Origin of the sequence: Mordavella massiliensis, from assembly GCF_016902415.1 — a bacterium.
Lineage (GTDB): Bacteria > Bacillota > Clostridia > Lachnospirales > Lachnospiraceae > Merdimonas > Merdimonas faecigallinarum.
Window position 1 is genome coordinate 48,075 of the sequence record NZ_JACJLV010000011.1, and the last position, 19,229, is coordinate 67,303.

Annotated in this window: 21 protein-coding genes; 18 read left to right on the forward strand and 3 right to left on the reverse strand. The window is 49.1% G+C overall.

Features of this window, described 5'->3' with window-relative positions:
• Nucleotides 1-3 precede the first annotated feature (3 nt).
• The 9 genes from H6A13_RS04990 (at nt 4) to H6A13_RS05030 (ending at nt 6,830) form a co-directional block, all read left to right on the forward strand.
• Entirely contained in the window at nt 4-327 is a 324-nt protein-coding gene (locus tag H6A13_RS04990) for a hypothetical protein (RefSeq protein WP_204908516.1), read from the forward strand.
• A gap of 1 nt (nt 328) precedes the next feature.
• A complete protein-coding gene (locus H6A13_RS04995) occupies nt 329-1,369 on the forward strand; it encodes a DUF2953 domain-containing protein (protein ID WP_204908517.1) in 1,041 nt (346 codons plus the stop codon).
• A gap of 17 nt (nt 1,370-1,386) precedes the next feature.
• Complete coding sequence (locus H6A13_RS05000; RefSeq protein ID WP_204908518.1) at nt 1,387-1,776, forward strand: GerW family sporulation protein; 390 nt, start codon at nt 1,387-1,389, stop codon at nt 1,774-1,776.
• Nucleotides 1,777-1,795: 19 nt separating this feature from the next.
• Nucleotides 1,796-1,939 (forward strand): hypothetical protein, encoded by a 144-nt coding sequence (locus tag H6A13_RS05005; protein ID WP_204908537.1) that lies wholly within the window; start codon nt 1,796-1,798, stop codon nt 1,937-1,939.
• Between the two features lie 119 nt (nt 1,940-2,058).
• Complete coding sequence (gene rpmB / locus H6A13_RS05010) at nt 2,059-2,247, forward strand: 50S ribosomal protein L28 (RefSeq protein WP_016225600.1); 189 nt, start codon at nt 2,059-2,061, stop codon at nt 2,245-2,247.
• A gap of 139 nt (nt 2,248-2,386) precedes the next feature.
• Complete coding sequence (locus H6A13_RS05015; protein WP_204908519.1) at nt 2,387-2,746, forward strand: Asp23/Gls24 family envelope stress response protein; 360 nt, start codon at nt 2,387-2,389, stop codon at nt 2,744-2,746.
• 19 nt (nt 2,747-2,765) lie between these two features.
• Nucleotides 2,766-4,451 carry a DAK2 domain-containing protein gene (locus tag H6A13_RS05020; RefSeq protein ID WP_204908520.1) on the forward strand — a complete coding sequence of 562 codons (1,686 nt, stop codon included), beginning with the start codon at nt 2,766-2,768 and terminating at the stop codon, nt 4,449-4,451.
• Nucleotides 4,452-4,521: 70 nt separating this feature from the next.
• Nucleotides 4,522-6,552, forward strand: coding sequence for an ATP-dependent DNA helicase RecG (gene recG, locus H6A13_RS05025; RefSeq protein ID WP_204908521.1), 2,031 nt, complete (start codon nt 4,522-4,524; stop codon nt 6,550-6,552).
• Between the two features lie 71 nt (nt 6,553-6,623).
• Nucleotides 6,624-6,830 (forward strand): alpha/beta-type small acid-soluble spore protein, encoded by a 207-nt coding sequence (locus H6A13_RS05030; protein WP_204908522.1) that lies wholly within the window; start codon nt 6,624-6,626, stop codon nt 6,828-6,830.
• Nucleotides 6,831-6,929: 99 nt separating this feature from the next.
• Here the strand turns inward: H6A13_RS05030 and H6A13_RS05035 are convergent, their stop codons facing one another.
• Together H6A13_RS05035 and H6A13_RS05040 are read right to left on the reverse strand one after the other, a co-directional pair.
• Nucleotides 6,930-7,724, reverse strand: coding sequence for a DUF1129 domain-containing protein (locus H6A13_RS05035; RefSeq protein WP_204908523.1), 795 nt, complete (start codon nt 7,722-7,724; stop codon nt 6,930-6,932).
• Between the two features lie 3 nt (nt 7,725-7,727).
• On the reverse strand, nt 7,728-8,054 hold the full coding sequence (locus H6A13_RS05040) for a PadR family transcriptional regulator (RefSeq protein WP_204908524.1): 327 nt from the start codon (nt 8,052-8,054) through the stop codon (nt 7,728-7,730).
• Nucleotides 8,055-8,240: 186 nt separating this feature from the next.
• Between H6A13_RS05040 and H6A13_RS05045 the strand changes: the two genes are divergently transcribed.
• Complete coding sequence (locus H6A13_RS05045; protein ID WP_204908525.1) at nt 8,241-9,497, forward strand: serine hydrolase; 1,257 nt, start codon at nt 8,241-8,243, stop codon at nt 9,495-9,497.
• A 54-nt stretch (nt 9,498-9,551) separates the two neighbouring features.
• On the opposite strand, the gene H6A13_RS05050 is transcribed toward H6A13_RS05045, so the two are convergent.
• On the reverse strand, nt 9,552-11,345 hold the full coding sequence (locus H6A13_RS05050; RefSeq protein ID WP_204908526.1) for an aminopeptidase P family protein: 1,794 nt from the start codon (nt 11,343-11,345) through the stop codon (nt 9,552-9,554).
• 117 nt (nt 11,346-11,462) lie between these two features.
• Between H6A13_RS05050 and H6A13_RS05055 the strand changes: the two genes are divergently transcribed.
• The 8 genes from H6A13_RS05055 to rny all read left to right on the forward strand — a co-directional run bounded on the left by H6A13_RS05055 (nt 11,463) and on the right by rny (nt 19,183).
• Nucleotides 11,463-12,347, forward strand: a complete 885-nt coding sequence (locus H6A13_RS05055; RefSeq protein ID WP_204908527.1) for a metallophosphoesterase — start codon at nt 11,463-11,465, stop codon at nt 12,345-12,347.
• A 75-nt stretch (nt 12,348-12,422) separates the two neighbouring features.
• A complete protein-coding gene (locus H6A13_RS05060; protein ID WP_204908528.1) occupies nt 12,423-13,172 on the forward strand; it encodes a segregation and condensation protein A in 750 nt (249 codons plus the stop codon).
• Between the two features lie 12 nt (nt 13,173-13,184).
• Nucleotides 13,185-13,763, forward strand: coding sequence for an SMC-Scp complex subunit ScpB (gene scpB, locus H6A13_RS05065; RefSeq protein WP_204908529.1), 579 nt, complete (start codon nt 13,185-13,187; stop codon nt 13,761-13,763).
• 66 nt (nt 13,764-13,829) lie between these two features.
• Nucleotides 13,830-15,062 (forward strand): D-alanyl-D-alanine carboxypeptidase family protein, encoded by a 1,233-nt coding sequence (locus H6A13_RS05070; RefSeq protein ID WP_243424730.1) that lies wholly within the window; start codon nt 13,830-13,832, stop codon nt 15,060-15,062.
• Between the two features lie 107 nt (nt 15,063-15,169).
• On the forward strand, nt 15,170-15,637 hold the full coding sequence (locus H6A13_RS05075; protein WP_204908530.1) for a YbaK/EbsC family protein: 468 nt from the start codon (nt 15,170-15,172) through the stop codon (nt 15,635-15,637).
• Between the two features lie 249 nt (nt 15,638-15,886).
• Entirely contained in the window at nt 15,887-16,918 is a 1,032-nt protein-coding gene (gene recA, locus H6A13_RS05080; protein ID WP_204908531.1) for a recombinase RecA, read from the forward strand.
• Nucleotides 16,919-16,942: 24 nt separating this feature from the next.
• On the forward strand, nt 16,943-17,557 hold the full coding sequence (locus tag H6A13_RS05085) for a regulatory protein RecX (protein WP_204908532.1): 615 nt from the start codon (nt 16,943-16,945) through the stop codon (nt 17,555-17,557).
• A 72-nt stretch (nt 17,558-17,629) separates the two neighbouring features.
• Nucleotides 17,630-19,183 (forward strand): ribonuclease Y, encoded by a 1,554-nt coding sequence (rny, locus tag H6A13_RS05090; protein ID WP_204908533.1) that lies wholly within the window; start codon nt 17,630-17,632, stop codon nt 19,181-19,183.
• Nucleotides 19,184-19,229: the final 46 nt, after the last annotated feature.

A 19,229-nucleotide genomic window follows, 5' to 3' on the forward strand; every position in this document is an offset into this window, starting at 1 on the left:
GATATGCGGTATTATAAACATCTTTATCTTTCGGAAGGCCTGAAGAAAAAGAAAGAGAAGGTTATCCGGAAGCTGGAAAACAACAAAGTACAGATAGAGGTCTATCTCATTACGGTTCCGGAACAGGGGGAAAACCAGCTGGAGATCCTCAATTCCGCTCTGTTTTTGCAGCCCTCTTTCCCGAAAAAAGAGTATTTTGTCGCAGGGATCGCAAAAGGTTACGAAGAAGCGCTGGAATTAGTGGAAGAAATGACAAAGGAAGTGTATAATGAGACAAAGGGAGCAGATATCCGTTCCTACATATTAAGAAAAGAACAGGAAGACTAAGATGCTGCATATTTTGTTGTTGGTGTTAAAAATAATCGGAATCATAATTGCAGTGATACTGGGGATACTGGTATTGCTGATCCTTATTATCTTACTGGTTCCGGTCCGGTACCAGGGAGAGGCCGCGGCAGACGGTACCTGGAAGGGGATCTGTGCAAAGATAAAGGTTCACTGGTTCTTTCATCTCATCGCTTTCTCGGCGGAATATAAGGACGAAGCATTTTTCTGGAGACTTAGAATTGCCTGGAAGAAGATGGGGACGGACAGTGAGGACGTGCAGGAGCCTGTGGCAGACGAAAAGACAGAGATAAGGAAGGAGCCTGCAGTAGAAGAGAAGACAGAAATAAAACAGGAATCTGCAGTAGAAGAGAAGACAGAAGTAAGGCAGGAACCTGCAGTAGAAGAGCAGGCGGAATATAAAGAAAAGGAAGAGGTGAGCGCGGATGAAGCGGGTACAGAGGATCGACTGGAGAAAGAAGAAAAAACAGATACGAAGACTGAAGAAAATGTGGAAAGGCTTTTGCAGGAGCCTGAAAAAAATGAAGAAGAATCCCAAATACCGCCGGCGGATGAAGAGACTCCGTTCTTATTTGAAAAAATAGCGGGCAGGCTGCGCGCATTTTTCCAAAAGATCAAATATACATTTCAGCGTTTATGTGGTAAAATAAAGACGTTGTCAGAAAAGAAAGAGAAAGTGAAGGAATTTCTGACAGACGAGGTACACCGCAGAGCATTTCAAAAGACAAAAACAGAGTTTTCCCGTCTGATGAGACGGATCCGGCCAAAGAAACTGAAGGGTACGGTCCATTACGGGTTTGAAGATCCTTACCATACCGGACAGGTTCTGGCGGCTCTGGGAGTTGCGTATCCATGGCTCGGGGAAGCGGTGTCCGTATACCCGGACTTCGAGAAACGGATCCTTCAGGGAGATCTCTATGTGAAGGGAACGGTCCGGGCGCTGTATGTAGTTTTGTTGATCTGGAAACTTGTATGGTGTAAGGATGTGCGTACGACTTATCATCATATCCGGAGTTTTGAGTGATAGAGGAGGATTGGAAAATGGCAGACAATAATTTTAAAGGGACAGTGGATGCTCTGTTTCAGGGGATCGACGGCGTGGTTTCTTCCAAAACAGTAGTCGGAGATGCGATCCATATCGGAGAGACGATCATTCTTCCGCTGGTGGATGTGTCATTTGCCGTGGGAGCCGGCGCGTTTAACGCAGAGAAGAAGGAGCGGGGGGCCGGAGGAATCGGCGGAAAGATGACGCCCTGCGCGGTGCTTGTGATCCAGGGCGGACATACAAAGCTGGTTAATATTAAGAATCAGGACACGATCACCAAGATCCTGGATATGGTGCCGGATGTGATCGACAAATTTTCATCCGGAAAAGACAGCAAGATGACGGAAGAAGATGTGATGGATATCCTGGACGACGCAGACATATAATAGAAAAAAAGGCGGAGGCATGAACTTGAAGCGGGTTGTCGGATTTGCCCTGTTCTGGGTAGCAGTGGGGATCATTCTCGCGCTGTTTTTGCCAAATACATTTGTGGAAGTGTTATGTGTCTTGCTCTGTATCCTTGCAGGGTACAATCTGTTTTTCTGCTGACCGGAATATTTTCGGAGATTTCAGAAAAATAGTACTTGCTTTTGCAGGATATATCTGTTAGAATACTATTGTTGTGAGTCTGGAGAACAGATGAATACCGAGTGTTAGGAGGTGCAGTCATGGCAAAATGTGCTATTTGTGAAAAGGGTGCTCACTTTGGAAACAATGTCAGCCACTCTAATAGAAAAACACCAAAGATGTGGAAATCAAACGTAAAATCAGTTCGTGTAAAGACGGAGAACGGTGGTACAAAGAAGATGTATGTTTGTACTTCTTGCCTGAGATCCGGAAAAGTAGAGCGTGCTTAAGTTGACGGAATAAAAGTCCAGGTTCTGTATGAGCCTGGATTTTTTTGGTGCAATCCATATTGTAAAACAGAGGGAATAAGTGTATAATAACTTTAATTATGGTTTGTGTTTTCAGGCACAAAAGACGGAGGTTTGAAATATGAAAGGATGCATGAGTACGGATTTGGGTATTATAACAATTGACCAGGAAGTGATCGCAAAATATGCCGGAACAGTTGCGGTAGAATGCTTTGGGATCGTGGGAATGGCCGCGGTAAATATGAAGGACGGGCTGGTTCATCTGCTTCGTAAGGAGAGCCTGACCAAAGGGATCCATGTGTCGATATCAGATGAGAACCACATCACCATCGACTTCCATATAATCGTTGCCTATGGCGTGAGCATCTCGGCAGTGACCGATAATCTGATCAGCAATGTCAAATACCGTGTAGAGGAATTTTCCGGAATGCCGGTGGATAAGATCAATATCTACATTGAGGGCGTCAGAGTCATCGATTAGTTAAGGAGGAACATAAGAAGTGGCTACGAAAACTATAAATGCAGATATGCTTGCCAGAATGTTTCTGGCAGGCGCTCAGAATATCGAAGCAAATAAAGAAACGATCAATGAACTGAATGTATTTCCTGTTCCGGACGGAGACACAGGAACGAATATGTCGCTTACGATCATGTCGGCCGCAAAGGAAGTAATGGGACTTCCGGACCGGAATATGAAGGATCTGGCAAAAGCGATCTCTTCCGGTTCTCTGCGCGGCGCAAGAGGTAACTCAGGCGTGATCTTATCCCAGCTTCTGAGAGGATTTACAAAGGCGATCCGCGAGGAGCAGGAGATTGACACCGCTCTTCTGGCAGCAGCCTGCCAGCGCGCGAGAGATACAGCCTACAAGGCAGTTATGAAGCCGAAGGAAGGAACGATCCTTACCGTTGCAAGCGGGATCGCGGAGAAGGCTGCCCAGATGGCAGAGGAAACGGACGATCTGGAGGTATTTATCCCGGCTGTCCTTGCTTATGCAGAGGAAGTTCTGGAGAAGACTCCTGAGATGCTTCCGGTATTAAAGGAAGCGGGAGTGGTAGATTCCGGCGGACAGGGTCTGATCGAAGTGATCAAAGGCGCGTATGCCGCTTTCCAGGGAAAAGAAATCGACCTGCAGGCCATTGCTCCTGCTACAGGCAGCGCAGTGACTAAAATCAATATGCAGGATACCGCAGATATCAAGTTCGGATACTGTACGGAATTTATCATCCTGACGGAAAAAGAATTTACCGATGAGGATGAGCATGCATTTAAGGAATACCTTTCTTCTATCGGAGATTCCATTGTCTGCGTGGCGGATGATGATGTGGTAAAGGTGCATGTACACACCAATGACCCGGGTCTTGCGATCCAGAAAGCGCTGACCTTTGGACAGCTTTCCCGGATGAAGATCGATAATATGCGGGAAGAACATCAGGAAAAACTGATCCGTGACGCGGAAAAAGTAGCGGCACAGCAGGCTGCGGACGACGCGAAGAAAGAGCAGGAGAAAAAGGCGTCCGAGCCCCGCAAAGCCATGGGATTTATCACAGTCTCCATCGGGCAGGGATTAAACGAGATCTTTAACGAGTTGGGAGCCGATTACATCATTGAGGGCGGACAGACCATGAACCCCAGCACAGAGGACATGTTGAACGCCATTGACCAGGTAAATGCAGACACCATTTTCATTCTGCCAAATAATAAAAATATCGTGCTGGCGGCGAACCAGGCGAAGGCGCTGGTGAAGGAAAAAGAGATCATTGTGATCCCTACGAAGACAGTTCCGCAGGGAATCACCGCGATCATCAATTTCATGCCGGACGCAGATGCGGCAGCCAATGAGGAAGCCATGCTGGAGGCCATCCAGAATGTGAAGACCGGACAGGTGACCTATGCAGTCCGTGATACCCATGTGGATGACAAGGAGATCCACGAGGGAGATATCATGGGAATCGGCGACAAGGGCATCCTTGCTGTCGGAACAGAAGTAGAGGAGACGGCAAAGGAGATGCTGGCTCTTCTGGTGGATGAGGATTCCGAGCTGATCAGCCTGTATTACGGCGAGGAAGTATCTGAAGAGGATGCGCAGAAGTTTACCGCTGAGGTGGAAGAACTGTATCCGGATGTGGATGTGGACGCTCACTTTGGAGGACAGCCGATTTATTATTATGTGCTGGCGGTAGAATAAAGTCTGTTTATTGCAGAAAAACAGGGGACGGAGAAGACATCCGTCCCTTTTTTAGGTAAAGGAAGGAACAATGATTGAAAAGTCCAGTATCAGTGAATTAAAGGGGATCGGAGAAAAGACCAGCCGGCTGTTTGGTAAGCTTGGGATTACGACAGTCGGGGATCTGATCCGGTATTATCCCAGAGGATATGACGTATATGAAGATCCGGTGCCCATTGGCAGTCTGGAAGAGGGAAAGGTGCAGACAGTGACGGGCGTGATCTACGGAAGAGTGCAGGTGTCTGGAAGCCGGAAACTGCAGGTTACTTCCATGACGGTAAAGGACCTGACCGGAACTTTGAAGGTGATCTGGTTTCGGATGCCGTTTTTGCGGAATACGTTTGCCGGCGGCGGACAGGTGACCCTCCGGGGACGTGTGGTGAGCCGCAGACAGGTGCTGACCATGGAGCATCCGGAGATCTTTTATCCCAGTGAAAAGTACGAAGAAAAAAAGGACAGTCTGCAGCCGGTGTATGCGCTGACTGCCGGACTTTCTAATCATACGGTGGGGAAGGCGGTGCAGCAGGCTCTCGGGGAACTGCGGCTGTCAAAGGAGACGCTGCCGGAAGAGATCCGTTTGAAATACGGGCTGGCGGAGTATAATTTTGCCCTGCGGGGGATTCATTTTCCGGAAGATAAGCAGGTGTTCTACCAGGCAAGAGAACGGCTGGTGTTCGAGGAATTTCTGGAATTTATCCTGGCGCTCAGAAAGCTTCGGGATAAAAATGAAAGAGCGGTCAACGAGTATGTGATCCCGGAGAATCCGCAGGTGGAGGAACTGATCCGCAGGCTTCCCTTTGAACTGACCGGCGCGCAGAAGAAAGTGTGGCAGGAGATTTCCGCGGATATGGCTTCCGATACCGTGATGTCCCGGCTGGTCCAGGGAGACGTGGGATCCGGAAAGACGATCGTGGCGGTTCTTGCCCTGTTGTCTGTGGCGCTTGAAGGCATGCAGGGGGCCATCATGGCGCCCACGGAGGTGCTGGCAAGACAACATTTCGCCAATATCACAAAGCTGCTTGCAGAGCATCAGATTCCTGTGAAGGCGGAACTTCTGACCGGATCGATGACAGCGAAAGAAAAACGGCGCGCCTATGACCGGATCGAATGCGGGTATGCAAAGATTATCGTGGGAACCCACGCCCTGATCCAGGGAGCCGTAAATTACGATCAGCTGGCGCTGGTGGTGACAGATGAGCAGCACAGATTCGGGGTCCGGCAAAGAGAAGCATTTGCGAAAAAGGGAGGCGTTCCGCATGTACTGGTCATGAGCGCAACACCCATCCCCCGGACACTGGCGATCATATTATATGGCGATCTGGATATTTCCGTGATCGATGAACTGCCGGCCAACCGGCTGCCCATCAAAAACTGTGTGGTAGACACCGGCTACCGGGCTACGGCATACCATTTTATGAAAAAGCAGATCAGCGAGGGGCGGCAGTGCTACATTATCTGTCCCATGGTCGAGGAAAGCGAACATCTGGAAGTAGAAAATGTACTGGACTATTCGGCCATGCTTCAGGAAGAGATGGGCAGCGGCATTGTTGTGGGCTGTCTGCACGGAAAAATGAAGCAGGCCGAGAAAGATGAGATCATGGAGCAGTTCGCAAGAAACGAGATCCAGATCCTGGTGTCCACCACTGTAATCGAGGTAGGCATTGACGTGGCCAATGCCACGGTTATGATGATCGAAAACGCAGAACGCTTTGGACTGGCCCAGCTTCATCAGCTCCGTGGACGGGTGGGCCGCGGAAAACACCAGTCCTACTGCATTTTCATGACCGGATTAAAAGCAAAAGAAACCAAAGAGCGGCTGGACATTTTAAATAAATCCAATGACGGATTCAAGATCGCCAGCGAAGACTTAAGACTTCGCGGACCGGGCGATCTGTTCGGCATCCGCCAGAGCGGACTAATGGATTTCCGCCTGGGCGATGTGTACCAGGATGCCAAAATCCTTCAGAAAGCGAACGAAGCCGCAGATCTTCTGATCCAGGAAAACAGCGAATGGCTGCAAAAAATTCCAGAATATGAATCAACTGCCAGTGTAATAATTTAAAACCTCCATATACTATGGTTGTAACAAAACGAAAGTGAAGTTACAAAGCTGTAAAAAGGAGGAGTATAATCATGACAAATCGTTCATCTAACAGAACAGCAGTGCCTGAGGCAAAAGGCGCATTAGACAAATTTAAGTATGAGGTTGCAAACGAGCTGGGTGTGCCGCTCAGTGAGGGCTACAACGGAGACCTGACCTCCAGACAGAACGGATCTGTAGGCGGGTATATGGTGAAAAAGATGATCGAGGAACAGGAAAAACAGATGGCAGGGAAATAACAAGGTAACAATTTGGGACGTAGACCTTTTGCAAAGGTCTACGTCCCAAATTGCGTTTTGCCCTGTACCTAATTGAAAATCAGGGTGTACCCGATTGAATTACATGTCATATTCTGCAGAATGCGGCCGGTTTCTGTGCGCCCCGATAATATAGAGAACGGGGAATATGAGAAACAGAAGAGCTACTCCGGAAGCGAAGAGTGTCAGATGCAGGAGAAATGTTTCGCCCGAGGCTGTTGTCAAGTTTTCAATGAGCCGCTTAATGTAGAACAGAATGTCTAATACCAGCATTCCGATGCCCCAGCGCATGGCCAGATAGGATTTTGTTACGTTATTCGCATATTTGTATGCCCGGGTGCCGGCCATGAGATAAAGGACTGCAATAAAGGTGTTAATGATGGAGGCGATGAATTCAGAGGTTAAAATTCCGGCTGTTCCGGTGGAGAACAGATGAACGGCCCCATCTATGAGGGATAAGGTCAGGACAAGAAGCGAACTGATCAGACCCATTGCACCGACAATCTGGTAATAGCAGCCGGCGATGCGCAGAAGTTTCCGCCCGCCGGGGCTTTTGATCCCGCCGATGGAAAAAATAATGTCATCGCAGAAATCCCGGGGCTTTTTTCCAAGGGAGGATTGAAGAGAGGACCCGCGCGTTTGCGCCTCCAGCGCCATACCAAGAAGATCCCGCCTGATGGTTTCTATTTCAAGATCCTGTAATGGGAAGGTGCGTACATATTTCATCATTTTGTGAAGCTGTTTTCTGTTTTCTTTGGTCAGAGACTGCTCATCCTGAAAATTACTGGCTTCCAGATAGTCAGCCTGGCAGGTCTGTGCCTGATTTTCCGGGGTGAGGTTTGGATTTGTGTTGTGAATTTGAGTCTGTGCGTTCATAGATCATTCCTCCAATCGAAATATTTGGTTGACCGAAGCTTCTATCTGTTTCCAGTTTTCGGTAAACTCTTGCAGGTATTCAAAGCCGTCCGGGGTAAGAGAATAGTATTTCCGGCTTGGCCCAAGCGGGGAAGGTCGAAATTCGGAACGGATGATCCCCTTTTTTTCCAGGCGTACCAGGAGAGGATAGATCGTTCCTTCTTTGATGTCCTGAAAGCCGTTCTGTTCCAGCCGTTCCACCAGTTCGTAGCCATAAGTGGTTTCTTCTGAAAGAAATTTTAAGATGCAGCCTTCCAGCGTGCCTCGCATTAATTGAGATTTATCATACATATGCTGCGCTCACCTTCTTTACTACTATGTGATACCTAATAGTTCTTGACTATATTGTACCACATAGTAGTGAGGTGTCAAGAGAAAAAGATAAAAATGAAATACATTTTATGTGCGAGGTATATTTTGAAAGGAAGACCACTAAAATGGTAGTAATAGTCGGAGAATCGTGAGGAAAACCGGATCGTGAAAAAAATAGTGGCCGTATGTTTGTGTCTGTTGTTTCTGGTGCAGTCTGCGCCGGAGATTTTTGCCGCAGAAGTGGCAGAGGAGCAGGAGAATACCGGGAATGCAGGGGAAAGCGAAGAAGACGTAAGGGGAGAAAATGCGGGGGAAAACGAAGAAGACGTAAGGGGAGAAAGCGGTCTGGAAATCAGCGCGCCTTCGGCAATTTTAATGGAAGCGTCTACCGGTCAGGTGGTTTATGAAAAGAATCCGGACGAGGAACGCCCGCCGGCCAGCGTAACAAAGATCATGACATTGCTTCTGATTTTTGACGCTTTGAAAACCGGACAGATCAGCCTGGAAGATACGGTGACCACATCCGAATATGCGGCGTCCATGGGCGGTTCACAGGTATTTCTGGAACCGGGAGAAACACAGACAGTGGATACGCTAATCAAATGTATCGCAGTGGCCAGCGCCAATGACGCCTGCGTGGCCATGGCAGAGCACATCGCGGGAAGCGAAGAAGAGTTTGTAAATCAAATGAATGAGCGGGCAAAAGAACTGGGAATGGATCATACACATTTTGTAAATTGTAATGGACTGGACGCAGACGGACACCTGACAACTGCCAGAGACATCAGCCTGATGTCCCGGGAACTGATCCGTCTATATCCACAGATCCGGGATTATGCAATGATCTGGATGGAAAATATCACCCATACCACGAAAAAAGGCAGTTCAGAATTCGGTCTGACAAACACCAACAAACTGGTCCGTCACTATGAATACACAACAGGACTGAAAACAGGATCCACCAGCCAGGCGGGATTCTGCATTTCTGCAACGGCAGAAAAAAACGGGATGGAACTGATCGCTGTAATCATGGCGGCGGAAACCAGCAGAGACCGGACAAAGGACGCGATCGCGCTTTTAAACTACGGGTTTGGGAAATGCAGCGTTTATAAAGAAGAAAAAAACGAAAAAACCGCAGAGATCCCGGTTAAAAATGGAGTGAAAGAAAAAGCGGCAACTGCACAGGAAGAACTATTTACTTATGTAGATATGGAAGGATCGGATCTGTCGAAGATAGAGCGAAAGGTTCAGATGAAAAAAGCATTGAAGGCCCCGGTAAAACAGGGGCAGGAGGCCGGGAAAGCAGTCTATTATCTGGAAGGGAAAGAAATCGGAAGCCGCAGGATATTAACAACAGAGGCGGTAGAAAAGATGAAATACACAGACGCTGTGGAAAAAGTTGTGGATAACTTCCTGCCATAGCAAACGGGGACGGGGGATTTCTGAAAATCCCCCGTCCCCGTTTGATTCGTTTGATTAGATGGCGCGTGTGTATTCTTTCAGCCACTCGCGTTCTTCGTCATTCAGATGAGGTGCAACTACTTCGTATACTTTTGCATGGTAAGCATTCAGCTGTTCCTTGTCTTCGGCGGTCATCATTTCCGGAAGGATTGCATCCAGATCGATCGGCACATAAGTGATCGGCTCAAAGTAGAGGAACTGGCCGTATTCGGTCTTTTCTCCCTTGCGGACCACCAGCTCGTTTTCTGTGCGGACGCCGTGAGAGCCTTCGATGTAGATTCCCGGTTCGTCGGTGATGACAAGGCCCGGCATCAGCGGCTGTTTCTCATGTGCGCGCACGGTGCAGCGGAAACCGCAGGGTGCTTCGTGGATGTTCATCAGGTAGCCGACGCCGTGTCCGGTACCATGATTGAAGTTCTTGCCCCGCTTCCATGCAGGCATTCTTGCCAGGACATCCAGATTGTAGCCGGAGGTTCCTTCCAGGAATACTGCATTTGCCAGGTGCATGTTACATAGCAGCACGGTGGTGAAATCTTCTTTCATTTCCTGTGTCAGATTTCCGAAGGCGAAAGTTCTGGTGATGTCGGTGGAACCTTCCATATAGCCGCCGCCTGTATCGGTCAGGAACAGTCCGTCTGTTACGACCGGAATGTTGGTCTCTGGAGTTGCCGCATAGTGGACAATGGCGCCGTGTTCGCCGGAACCACAGATGGGTTCAAAGCTCTGCCACAGGTAGCCTTCCTGCTCCTTACGGAACTCGTCCAGTTTTTCTGCCGCGCTGATCTCGGTGATAGGCGGATTGACTTTCCCTACATTTTTCTTCAGCCAGTACATGAATCTGGTCACTGCGACACCATCTTTGACGTGGGCATTGATAATGTTCTTTAATTCCACATCATTTTTGGTTGCCTTCATGATAACAGTGGGGTTCATCTCATCGATGATCTTTGCTGTTTTCGGCAGATTGTTGTACAGCGCATAATTCAGACGCGCGGAATCCACCAGGATGGAAGCATCGGCCGGAAGTTCCTTTACGTCTTCGTAAATTGCGTTGTACGGGCGCAGCTGGATGTGATTCTTTGCAAGGTTTTCTTTCATTTCTGCTGTCAGCTTGCGCTCGTCAATGTAGAGATTCATGCTGTCCATGGTGATCACAGCATAGGAGAGGAGCAGCGGGAAGAATTCAATATCATTTCCGCGCAGATTTGTGATCCAGCATACGTCGTCAAGGGCCGCGATCACGTGAACGTCTGCTCCCGCCTCTTTCATTGCCTCGCGGACTCTTGCAAGCTTGGAGGCAGTGCTTTCGCCGGTGTATTCCTCGGAAAGTGCAAATGCAGGTTCTTCGGAAAGAGCCGGACGGTCTTCCCAGATCTGGTCGATCAGATCCTCTGTGTAATGGATCTGTCCGTTTTTCTTTTTCGCAATCTCTTCAAATTCCAGGCCTGTGCCCATGGCAACCACACGTCCGTCAAAAGCAAGAGCGCAGCCTTCCGGAAGAGTATTTTCCAGGTACTCCAGTGTTGTCGGAACACCCGGCTCGCCCATCTTAAAAAGCTTAACACCGCTTCCGCTTAACTGCTGCTCCGCCTGGATGAAGTATCTTCCGTCTGTCCAGAGGCCCGCTTCATCTTTGGTGATAATGGCAGTTCCGGCAGATCCGGTAAAGCCTGTGATGAATGCTCTCGCTTTAAAATGTTCCCCAACATACTCACTCTGGTGGTTGTCATCTGTGGGAACCACATAGGCATCGTAACCTTTTTCTGCCATCAGAGCGCGGAGAGCGCTGATTCTTTCAGGTACATTCATGGTAAAACCTCCTTCAAAAAAACTATATTTACCGTATTGATTTTAACATATCTGTTTACAAATGAACAGGAATAATTATATAATTGACCTGAATTTAAGAGGAGAAAACGGTTAGCAATGCTGATGATTGTTCTGGGCATCCTGTGCTTGATCTTTTTTATCGAAAATATAAGAGAACTTCGGACGTTCCGGGTGAAAACCTACCGGATTGTTTCCCATAAATTAAATGGAATGCAAAAGAAGCGGATTGTTTTTCTAAGCGATCTTCACAATTGCAGTTACGGAAAGAAAAATGGAAGGCTGCTGGCTGCAGTGCGTAGAGCACGTCCGGATCTGATCCTAATCGGAGGAGATATGCTGGTGCGTAAAAACGGCAGTTCGTATGCAGGCATCCTGCCGTTCCTTTGCAGACTTCCGCGGATCTGTCCGGTCTACTATGCAAATGGAAATCATGAACAAAAATTAAAAGAAGAGACAGACCGGTACGATCAGTCTTATGCGGCTTATAAAAAGGCTCTGGAAGATGCCGGGATCATTTTCCTGGAAAATGAGGCGGTGATCTGGAGGCCGGACGGCGTCCGTATCCGGATCAGCGGTCTGGAGATCCCGCTTTCTGCTTATGAGAAGTTTGGGAAGCGGGGCCTGTCTGTGCGCCAGATTGAGGACCGAATCGGAAGAGCAGATCCTTCGTATCAGATCCTGCTGGCCCATCATCCGGCTTATGTGCGGCAATATGAGGAATGGGGAGCCAATCTGATCCTTTCCGGCCATCTGCACGGCGGCCTTATAGAACTGCCGGGGATCGGCGGCGTGATGTCTCCGGATTTCCGTCCCTTTCCTGCCTACTGCGGCGGGATCTACCGGGATCCGACGGCGGATGTGGTGGTAAGCAGAGGCCTGGGCGTCCACTCAGTGCCCATCCGGTTCCTGGATCCTGCGGAAGTAGTGGTGCTGGAACTGGAGGGAGCCGATGAGCCGGAATTCCAGGAGGATATGGAATAAATCTTGTGAAATAAAGAAATATCTTATATAATAATACAGTTACGATAAAGATTTGCAGTGATAAGAGGGGAACATATGGGTATTCCGGTTAAGCTGCAGGTGTTCGAAGGACCTTTGGACCTGCTGCTTCATCTGATCGATAAAAATAAAATAGACATTTATGATATCCCGATCGTAGAGATCACCAATCAATATATGGATTATATCCGCGCCATGGAAAAAGAAGACTTGAATGTCATGAGTGAATTTCTGGTCATGGCGGCGACGCTTCTGGATATCAAATGTAAGATGCTGCTCCCCAGGGAAGAGCAGGAAGAGGAGGAAGAAGACCCCAGACAGGAACTGGTGGAACAACTTCTGGAATATAAGATGTATAAATACATGTCTTATGAACTCAGAGACCGGGAACTGGAAGGGGAGCAGGTGCTTTACAAAGAACCCACGATCCCGGAGGAAGTGCAGAGCTATGTGGAGCCTGTGGATCTGGAAGAACTGCTGGGAGATCTCACACTGGCAAAGCTGAACCGCATTTTCCAGGACGTGATGAAGCGGCAGGTAGAAAAGATTGACCCGGTCCGCAGTAAGTTCGGCAAGATCGAGAAGGAAGAGGTGACCCTTCCGGAAAAACTGGACTATGTCAGCGCATATGCCAGGACACACAAGAGGTTCAGCTTCCGGGAGCTTCTTTCCAGACAGAAGTCAAAAACCCAGCTGGTGGTAACATTTCTGGCTATTTTGCAGCTGATGAAGGAAGGAACGATCACCATCCGCCAGGAGCAGCCGTTTGAAGATATTATGATCGATTCCAATGTACAGGAATCCTGATGGAAAGGTAGTATGAATACAGTGGAGATAAAAAAACTGGAAGGAATTATTGAAGCGATTTTATTTGCCATGGGAGATTCCGTGGAACTTAGTAAACTTGCGGCGGCAATTGAACATGATGAAGAAACCACCCGCAGGATCCTGCATCAGATGATGGACCGCTATGATCAGGAGGACCGCGGAGTCCGGATCATTGAGTTGGAGGACGCATTTCAGATGTGTACCAAAAGGGAAATGTATGAATATCTGATCCGTGTGGCAAAGCAGCCAAAGAGATACGTGCTGACGGACGTTCTGCTGGAGACGTTGTCTATCATTGCCTATAAACAGCCGGTGACCAAGCTGGAGATCGAGAAGATCCGGGGCGTAAAGTCCGACCACGCGGTAAATAAACTGGTGGAATATGATCTGGTGTGTGAGACGGGACGTCTGGACGCGCCGGGGAAACCGATTCTGTTCGGCACCACCGAGGAATTTCTGCGCCGGTTCAGTATCCAGTCTGCGGATGATCTGCCGGCCCTGAATCCGGACCAGGTGGAGTCCTTTAAGGAGGAAGCAGAAGAAGAGGCGCAGCTGAAGCTGGATATCTAGTCTCAGGCATAGCGGCAGGAAAGAACGCATATACATAAAGTAAAGTGTGTTTGGGAAGAGGCTGCTATGAATTGGAAAAAATATATGGCAGGCATTGCCGGGATGCTTTTCCTCCTGACCGGGATCATCCGGATACCGGTTCAGGCAGAAGAAACGTCCGGGGAGCCGGAAAATCTATACGCCCGGTCAGCGGTACTTATGGATGCTGACAGCGGGCGTGTTTTATTTGGAAAAGAAGAACAGGTGGTCCGCCCGATGGCCAGTACCACCAAGATCATGACCTGCATTCTTGCGCTGGAAGAGATGGAAGAAGGAGAGACCGGGACGGTAAGCGCCAATGCGGCCGGGCAGCCCAAAGTCCGGCTGGGTGTAAAGGAAGGGGAGGAATACCGGCTGGAAGATCTTCTCTACGCGCTGATGCTGGAGTCCTATAATGACAGCGCCGTGGTGATCGCTGAGAGCCTTTCGGGAAGCGTAGAGGAATTCGCGGACCAGATGAATGAAAAAGCCCGGGAGATCGGATGCCGGGATACTCATTTTATCACGCCAAACGGACTGGACGCAGAGGATGCGGAAGGGGTCCATGCCACTACGGCAGAAGATCTGGCCCTTATCCTTCGCTACTGTATCCGGGAATCTCCGGAAAAAGAAGCGTTCCTTGCGGTTACACAGACGAGGGATTATACCTTTACGGACGTATCCGGCAAGAGAAGCTTTTCCTGCCAGAATCACAATGCCTTTCTGGATATGATGGAAGGCGCGCTCACCGGCAAGACCGGATTTACCGCAGACGCGGGCTACTGCTATGTGGGGGCCTTAAGTCAGGATGACAGGACGTTTATCGTGGCCCTTCTTGGCTGCGGCTGGCCAGGCCACAAGAATTATAAATGGGAAGACACCAGGAAGCTGATGGAATACGGACTTGCAAATTATGCGTACAGGAAGATCGGGACAGACGATATGAAAGCCGGGCAGGAAGACTCTTTGAAAATACCGGTAGAAAACGGCGCAGATCCGGAAGATCCATACAAAAGAGGCACGGTTGTGCGTGCGTCTGCCAAGGATCCGGAGTCTTTCCGGCTGCTGATGCGTAAAGACGAAAAGGTGGAATGCAGGACAGAGATCCCGGACGCACTGGCTGCGCCGGTAAAAAGAGGCGACCAGGTGGGAAAGATCTGCTTTCTTCTTGACGGGAAAGAAGTGGGAAGCTGTAAACTGACGGCCAGGGAGAGTGTGGAGGCATATGATCTGGGGACAGTCTATCATGCCCTGTTTCCCGAATTTCTTCTGGGACAATAGAAAAGATAAATGCTGCCAGGCTGTCTTTACATCACAGGAGAATATGAGTAAAATAAAAGCATCATTAAAAAGAGGAATACTGGGAGCAGGATAAAGGAGGAACGAAAATGTCCATAGAAAATGTCAGAGCATATTTTCGCCAGTTTGGCATGGAAGACCGGGTGATGGAGAAGGAACACTCCAGCGCTACGGTTGAGGCGGCGGCCGAGGCGCTTGGCTGTGAACCGCAGAGGATCGCCAAGACGCTGTCATTTGAGACGCCGGAGCGGGTGATCCTGGTGGTGGCAGCCGGTGACCGGAAGATTGACAATAAAAAATACAGAGAGCAGTTTGGATGCAAGGCAAAGATGCTCAAATTTGATGAAGTGGAAGAGCGGGTAGGACATGCGGCAGGAGGCGTCTGCCCGTTTGCGGTCCGCGAAGGGGTACAGGTGTATCTGGATGAGTCCCTGAAGCGGTTTGAAACGGTATTTCCGGCAGCAGGAAGCGGCAACAGCATGATCGAGCTGACCATACCGGAGCTGGAGAAATACAGTGGATTCTCATCCTGGGTGGATGTCTGCAAGGAAGGATAGATGGATGTAGATGTACAGGGAAGGGATCTGGCAGGAGCGGATCCCTTTACATTTCCGGAAAGATAAGGTATACTGAAAAAAGAATCAGAAAAAAACAGATCTGTTTTCGTTTCTATTTCTGTATCAGCCATTCGGCAAAGAGTTTACCCAAAAGATTTTCAGAGAAAGACTTGACAAGAAAAGGCAAGTATACTACTATATTGACTAAAGGAACGAACATTCGTTCGATATGAAGAAGGAGAAGTTATCATGGCAGGTAATGAAGATAAGAAGAAGGCGCTTGACGCCGCAATTGCGAAGCTGGAGAAAGATTTTGGAAAGGGCACGGTGATGAAGCTGGGAGATCCGTCCGCACAGGTGGCGGTGGAGACGATCCCTACCGGTTCTCTGAGTCTGGATATCGCCCTGGGACTGGGCGGCGTTCCCAGAGGACGTGTGGTAGAGATCTACGGGCCGGAGTCCAGTGGTAAGACCACCGTAGCGTTACATATGATCTCAGAGGTACAGAAGCGGGGAGGCATCGCCGGATTTATTGATGCAGAGCATGCCCTGGACCCGGTTTACGCAAAGAATATCGGTGTAGATATCGATGAACTGTATATCTCCCAGCCTGACAGTGGAGATCAGGCGCTGGAGATCACCGAGACGATGGTGCGCTCCGGGGCCATGGATATTGTGGTCATCGACTCTGTGGCAGCGCTGGTTCCCAAGCAGGAGATCGAGGGAGATATGGGAGACAGCCATGTGGGACTGCAGGCAAGACTGATGTCCCAGGCGCTCCGGAAGCTGACCCCTGTGATCAGCAAGTCGAACTGCGTGGTGATTTTTATCAACCAGCTGCGTGAGAAGGTAGGCGTGATGTTTGGCAATCCGGAGACTACCACCGGCGGACGCGCGCTGAAGTTCTACGCATCCATCCGGATGGACGTGCGCAGGATCGAGACGCTCAAGCAGGGCGGAGAGATCGTAGGAAACCGTACCAGAGTCAAGGTTGTCAAGAATAAGATCGCGCCGCCGTTCAAGGAAGCGGAGTTTGACATTATGTTTGGAAAAGGAATCTCCAGAGAGGGGGATATCCTGGATCTGGCTGTGGGATTAGATCTGGTAAACAAAAGCGGCGCCTGGTTTGCATACAATGGCGAGAAGATCGGGCAGGGCCGGGAGAATGCCAAGAAGTACCTGGCAGAGCATCCGGAAGTGATGGAGACTCTGGACCGGCAGATCCGCGAACACTATCATTTCGGAACAGAAGGCGCAGAGACAGACGCTGAAGAAAAGTAATATTGTAGACAGAGGCTGTAAAACATGACGATTACAAAGATAGAGCCGGTTTCAAAAACGCGGTTTCAGATATTTCTGGATGGGAAGCCGGCATTCTGCCTTTATAAAGGAGAATTGTCCCGGTACCATCTGGTGCCGGGCGCCTTTTTAGAGGAAGAAGCGTATCAGAAAATTTGTGAAGAGGTGCTGGTAAAGAGAGCAAAGTTGCGGGCCATGCATCTGCTGAATCAGATGGGACGTACAGAGCAGCAGCTTAAGGATAAGCTGATCCGGGGCGGATATCCAGAGGAAGTGGCGGAAGCTGCTCTCTGTTATGTGAAATCCTTTGGTTATGTGAATGACCTGGAATATGCAAGGAGCTTTATTCTTGGCAGGAAATCCAGAAAGAGCGCTAAAGAAATGCAGGCCGCCCTGCGGGAGAAGGGCGTGTCCCTGGAGGTCATCGAAGAGGCAATGGAAGAATGCTGCGATGGTGACGCGGCGCAGGAAGCGATCCGGGAGCTGCTGCGGAAAAGGCGGTATGATCCGGATACCGCTTCCCCGGAAGAGACGCGCAAAACCCTTGCTTACCTGATGCGCAAGGGATTCCGTTATGATGACGTCCGTCAAGTGATACAAGTTTCTGAGTGGAACGCTTGACATCTTTGTGAAAACAGTATAGAATTTAAGTGTTGTATTTGTACAATGAAAACTAAATAAGGAGGTGCTCCTGTGCCGAGTGGAATCATTATTGCTGTGGCAGTCGTGCTGATCATCGCAGCAGCAGTCATCAGCCACTTTGTAACAGTGTCCAATCTGAAGAAGAACGCAGAGTCTAAGATCGGAAACGCTGAGACAAAGGCAAGAGAGATCATTGATGATGCTGTAAAAACCGCAGAGGCCAAGAAAAAGGAGTCTCTCTTGGAGATTAAAGAAGAGTCCATAAAGAACAAAAATGAACTTGAAAAGGAAACCAAGGAACGCAGAGCAGAACTGCAGCGTTACGAGAAACGAGTTTTATCCAAGGAAGAGGCTTTAGACAAGAAGGCAGACGCGATCGAAAAGCGTGAGGCAGGATTTACGGCAAAAGAAGAACAGCTTAGACAGCGCGAAGCGAAAGTGGAAGAGCTGAGCAAGCAAAGAGTACAGGAACTAGAAAGAATCTCAGGACTTACCTCCGAACAGGCAAAAGAATATTTGTTAAAAACTGTTGAAGAAGATGTGAAACATGATACCGCCAAGATGATCAAAGAACTGGAGGCGCAGGCGAAGGAAGAGGCAGACAAGAAGGCAAAGGAATATGTCGTAACTGCCATTCAGAGATGTGCCGCTGATCATGTGGCGGAGACGACGATCTCTGTCGTGCAGCTTCCAAGCGACGAGATGAAGGGAAGGATCATCGGAAGAGAAGGACGCAACATCCGTACACTGGAGACGCTTACAGGAGTAGAGCTGATCATTGACGATACTCCGGAAGCGGTTGTGTTATCCGGTTTTGATCCGATCCGGAGAGAAGTTGCAAGGATCGCACTGGAGAAGCTGATCGTCGATGGGCGTATTCATCCGGCAAGGATCGAAGAGATGGTGGAGAAGGCTCAGAAAGAGGTCGACGCCATGATCCGGGAAGAAGGAGAAGCGGCTGCTCTGGAAGTTGGTGTTCACGGTATCCATCCGGAACTGATCAAACTTTTGGGACGCATGAAATTCCGTACCAGCTATGGACAGAATGCGCTGAAGCATTCTATGGAAGTCGCACAGCTTGCAGGACTTCTGGCCGGCGAGATCGGACTGGATGTAAGAGTCGCCAAACGTGCCGGACTTCTGCATGATATTGGAAAATCCATTGATCATGATGTGGAAGGTTCCCATATTCAGATCGGTGTGGATCTGTGCAGAAAATATAAAGAATCTGCAACCGTGGTGAATGCAGTGGAAGCACATCACGGCGATGTAGAGCCACAGACTCTGATCGCATGTGTAGTTCAGGCGGCGGATACCATATCTGCAGCCAGACCAGGCGCGAGAAGAGAAACATTAGAAACATATACAAACAGGTTAAAACAATTAGAAGATATCACCAACCAGTTCAAGGGTGTTGATAAATCTTTTGCTATTCAGGCAGGTAGAGAGATTCGAGTTATGGTAGTTCCGGAGCAGGTATCTGATGCAGATATGGTGCTGATGGCCAGGGATATTGCGAAGCAGATTGAATATGAGTTGGAATATCCCGGACAGATTAAGGTCAATGTTATCCGTGAATCAAGGGTAACGGACTATGCCAAGTAGAGGATAAATAACAGCAGAGTCGGCTGGAAAGCCGGCTCTGTTTTTA

Excerpts from the sequence above, each read along its gene's own strand:
- H6A13_RS04990 (WP_204908516.1), top strand. The coding sequence starts at position 4 with ATGCGGTATTATAAACATCTTTATCTTTCGGAAGGCCTGAAGAAAAAG.
- H6A13_RS04995 (WP_204908517.1), top strand. The coding sequence starts at position 329 with ATGCTGCATATTTTGTTGTTGGTGTTAAAAATAATCGGAATCATAATT.
- H6A13_RS05000 (WP_204908518.1), top strand. The coding sequence starts at position 1,387 with ATGGCAGACAATAATTTTAAAGGGACAGTGGATGCTCTGTTTCAGGGG.
- H6A13_RS05005 (WP_204908537.1), top strand. The coding sequence starts at position 1,796 with ATGAACTTGAAGCGGGTTGTCGGATTTGCCCTGTTCTGGGTAGCAGTG.
- rpmB (WP_016225600.1), top strand. The coding sequence starts at position 2,059 with ATGGCAAAATGTGCTATTTGTGAAAAGGGTGCTCACTTTGGAAACAAT.
- H6A13_RS05015 (WP_204908519.1), top strand. The coding sequence starts at position 2,387 with ATGAAAGGATGCATGAGTACGGATTTGGGTATTATAACAATTGACCAG.
- recG (WP_204908521.1), top strand. The coding sequence starts at position 4,522 with ATGATTGAAAAGTCCAGTATCAGTGAATTAAAGGGGATCGGAGAAAAG.
- H6A13_RS05030 (WP_204908522.1), top strand. The coding sequence starts at position 6,624 with ATGACAAATCGTTCATCTAACAGAACAGCAGTGCCTGAGGCAAAAGGC.
- H6A13_RS05035 (WP_204908523.1), bottom strand. The coding sequence starts at position 7,724 with ATGAACGCACAGACTCAAATTCACAACACAAATCCAAACCTCACCCCG.
- H6A13_RS05040 (WP_204908524.1), bottom strand. The coding sequence starts at position 8,054 with ATGTATGATAAATCTCAATTAATGCGAGGCACGCTGGAAGGCTGCATC.
- H6A13_RS05050 (WP_204908526.1), bottom strand. The coding sequence starts at position 11,345 with ATGAATGTACCTGAAAGAATCAGCGCTCTCCGCGCTCTGATGGCAGAA.
- H6A13_RS05055 (WP_204908527.1), top strand. The coding sequence starts at position 11,463 with ATGCTGATGATTGTTCTGGGCATCCTGTGCTTGATCTTTTTTATCGAA.
- H6A13_RS05060 (WP_204908528.1), top strand. The coding sequence starts at position 12,423 with ATGGGTATTCCGGTTAAGCTGCAGGTGTTCGAAGGACCTTTGGACCTG.
- scpB (WP_204908529.1), top strand. The coding sequence starts at position 13,185 with ATGAATACAGTGGAGATAAAAAAACTGGAAGGAATTATTGAAGCGATT.
- H6A13_RS05070 (WP_243424730.1), top strand. The coding sequence starts at position 13,830 with ATGAATTGGAAAAAATATATGGCAGGCATTGCCGGGATGCTTTTCCTC.
- H6A13_RS05075 (WP_204908530.1), top strand. The coding sequence starts at position 15,170 with ATGTCCATAGAAAATGTCAGAGCATATTTTCGCCAGTTTGGCATGGAA.
- recA (WP_204908531.1), top strand. The coding sequence starts at position 15,887 with ATGGCAGGTAATGAAGATAAGAAGAAGGCGCTTGACGCCGCAATTGCG.
- H6A13_RS05085 (WP_204908532.1), top strand. The coding sequence starts at position 16,943 with ATGACGATTACAAAGATAGAGCCGGTTTCAAAAACGCGGTTTCAGATA.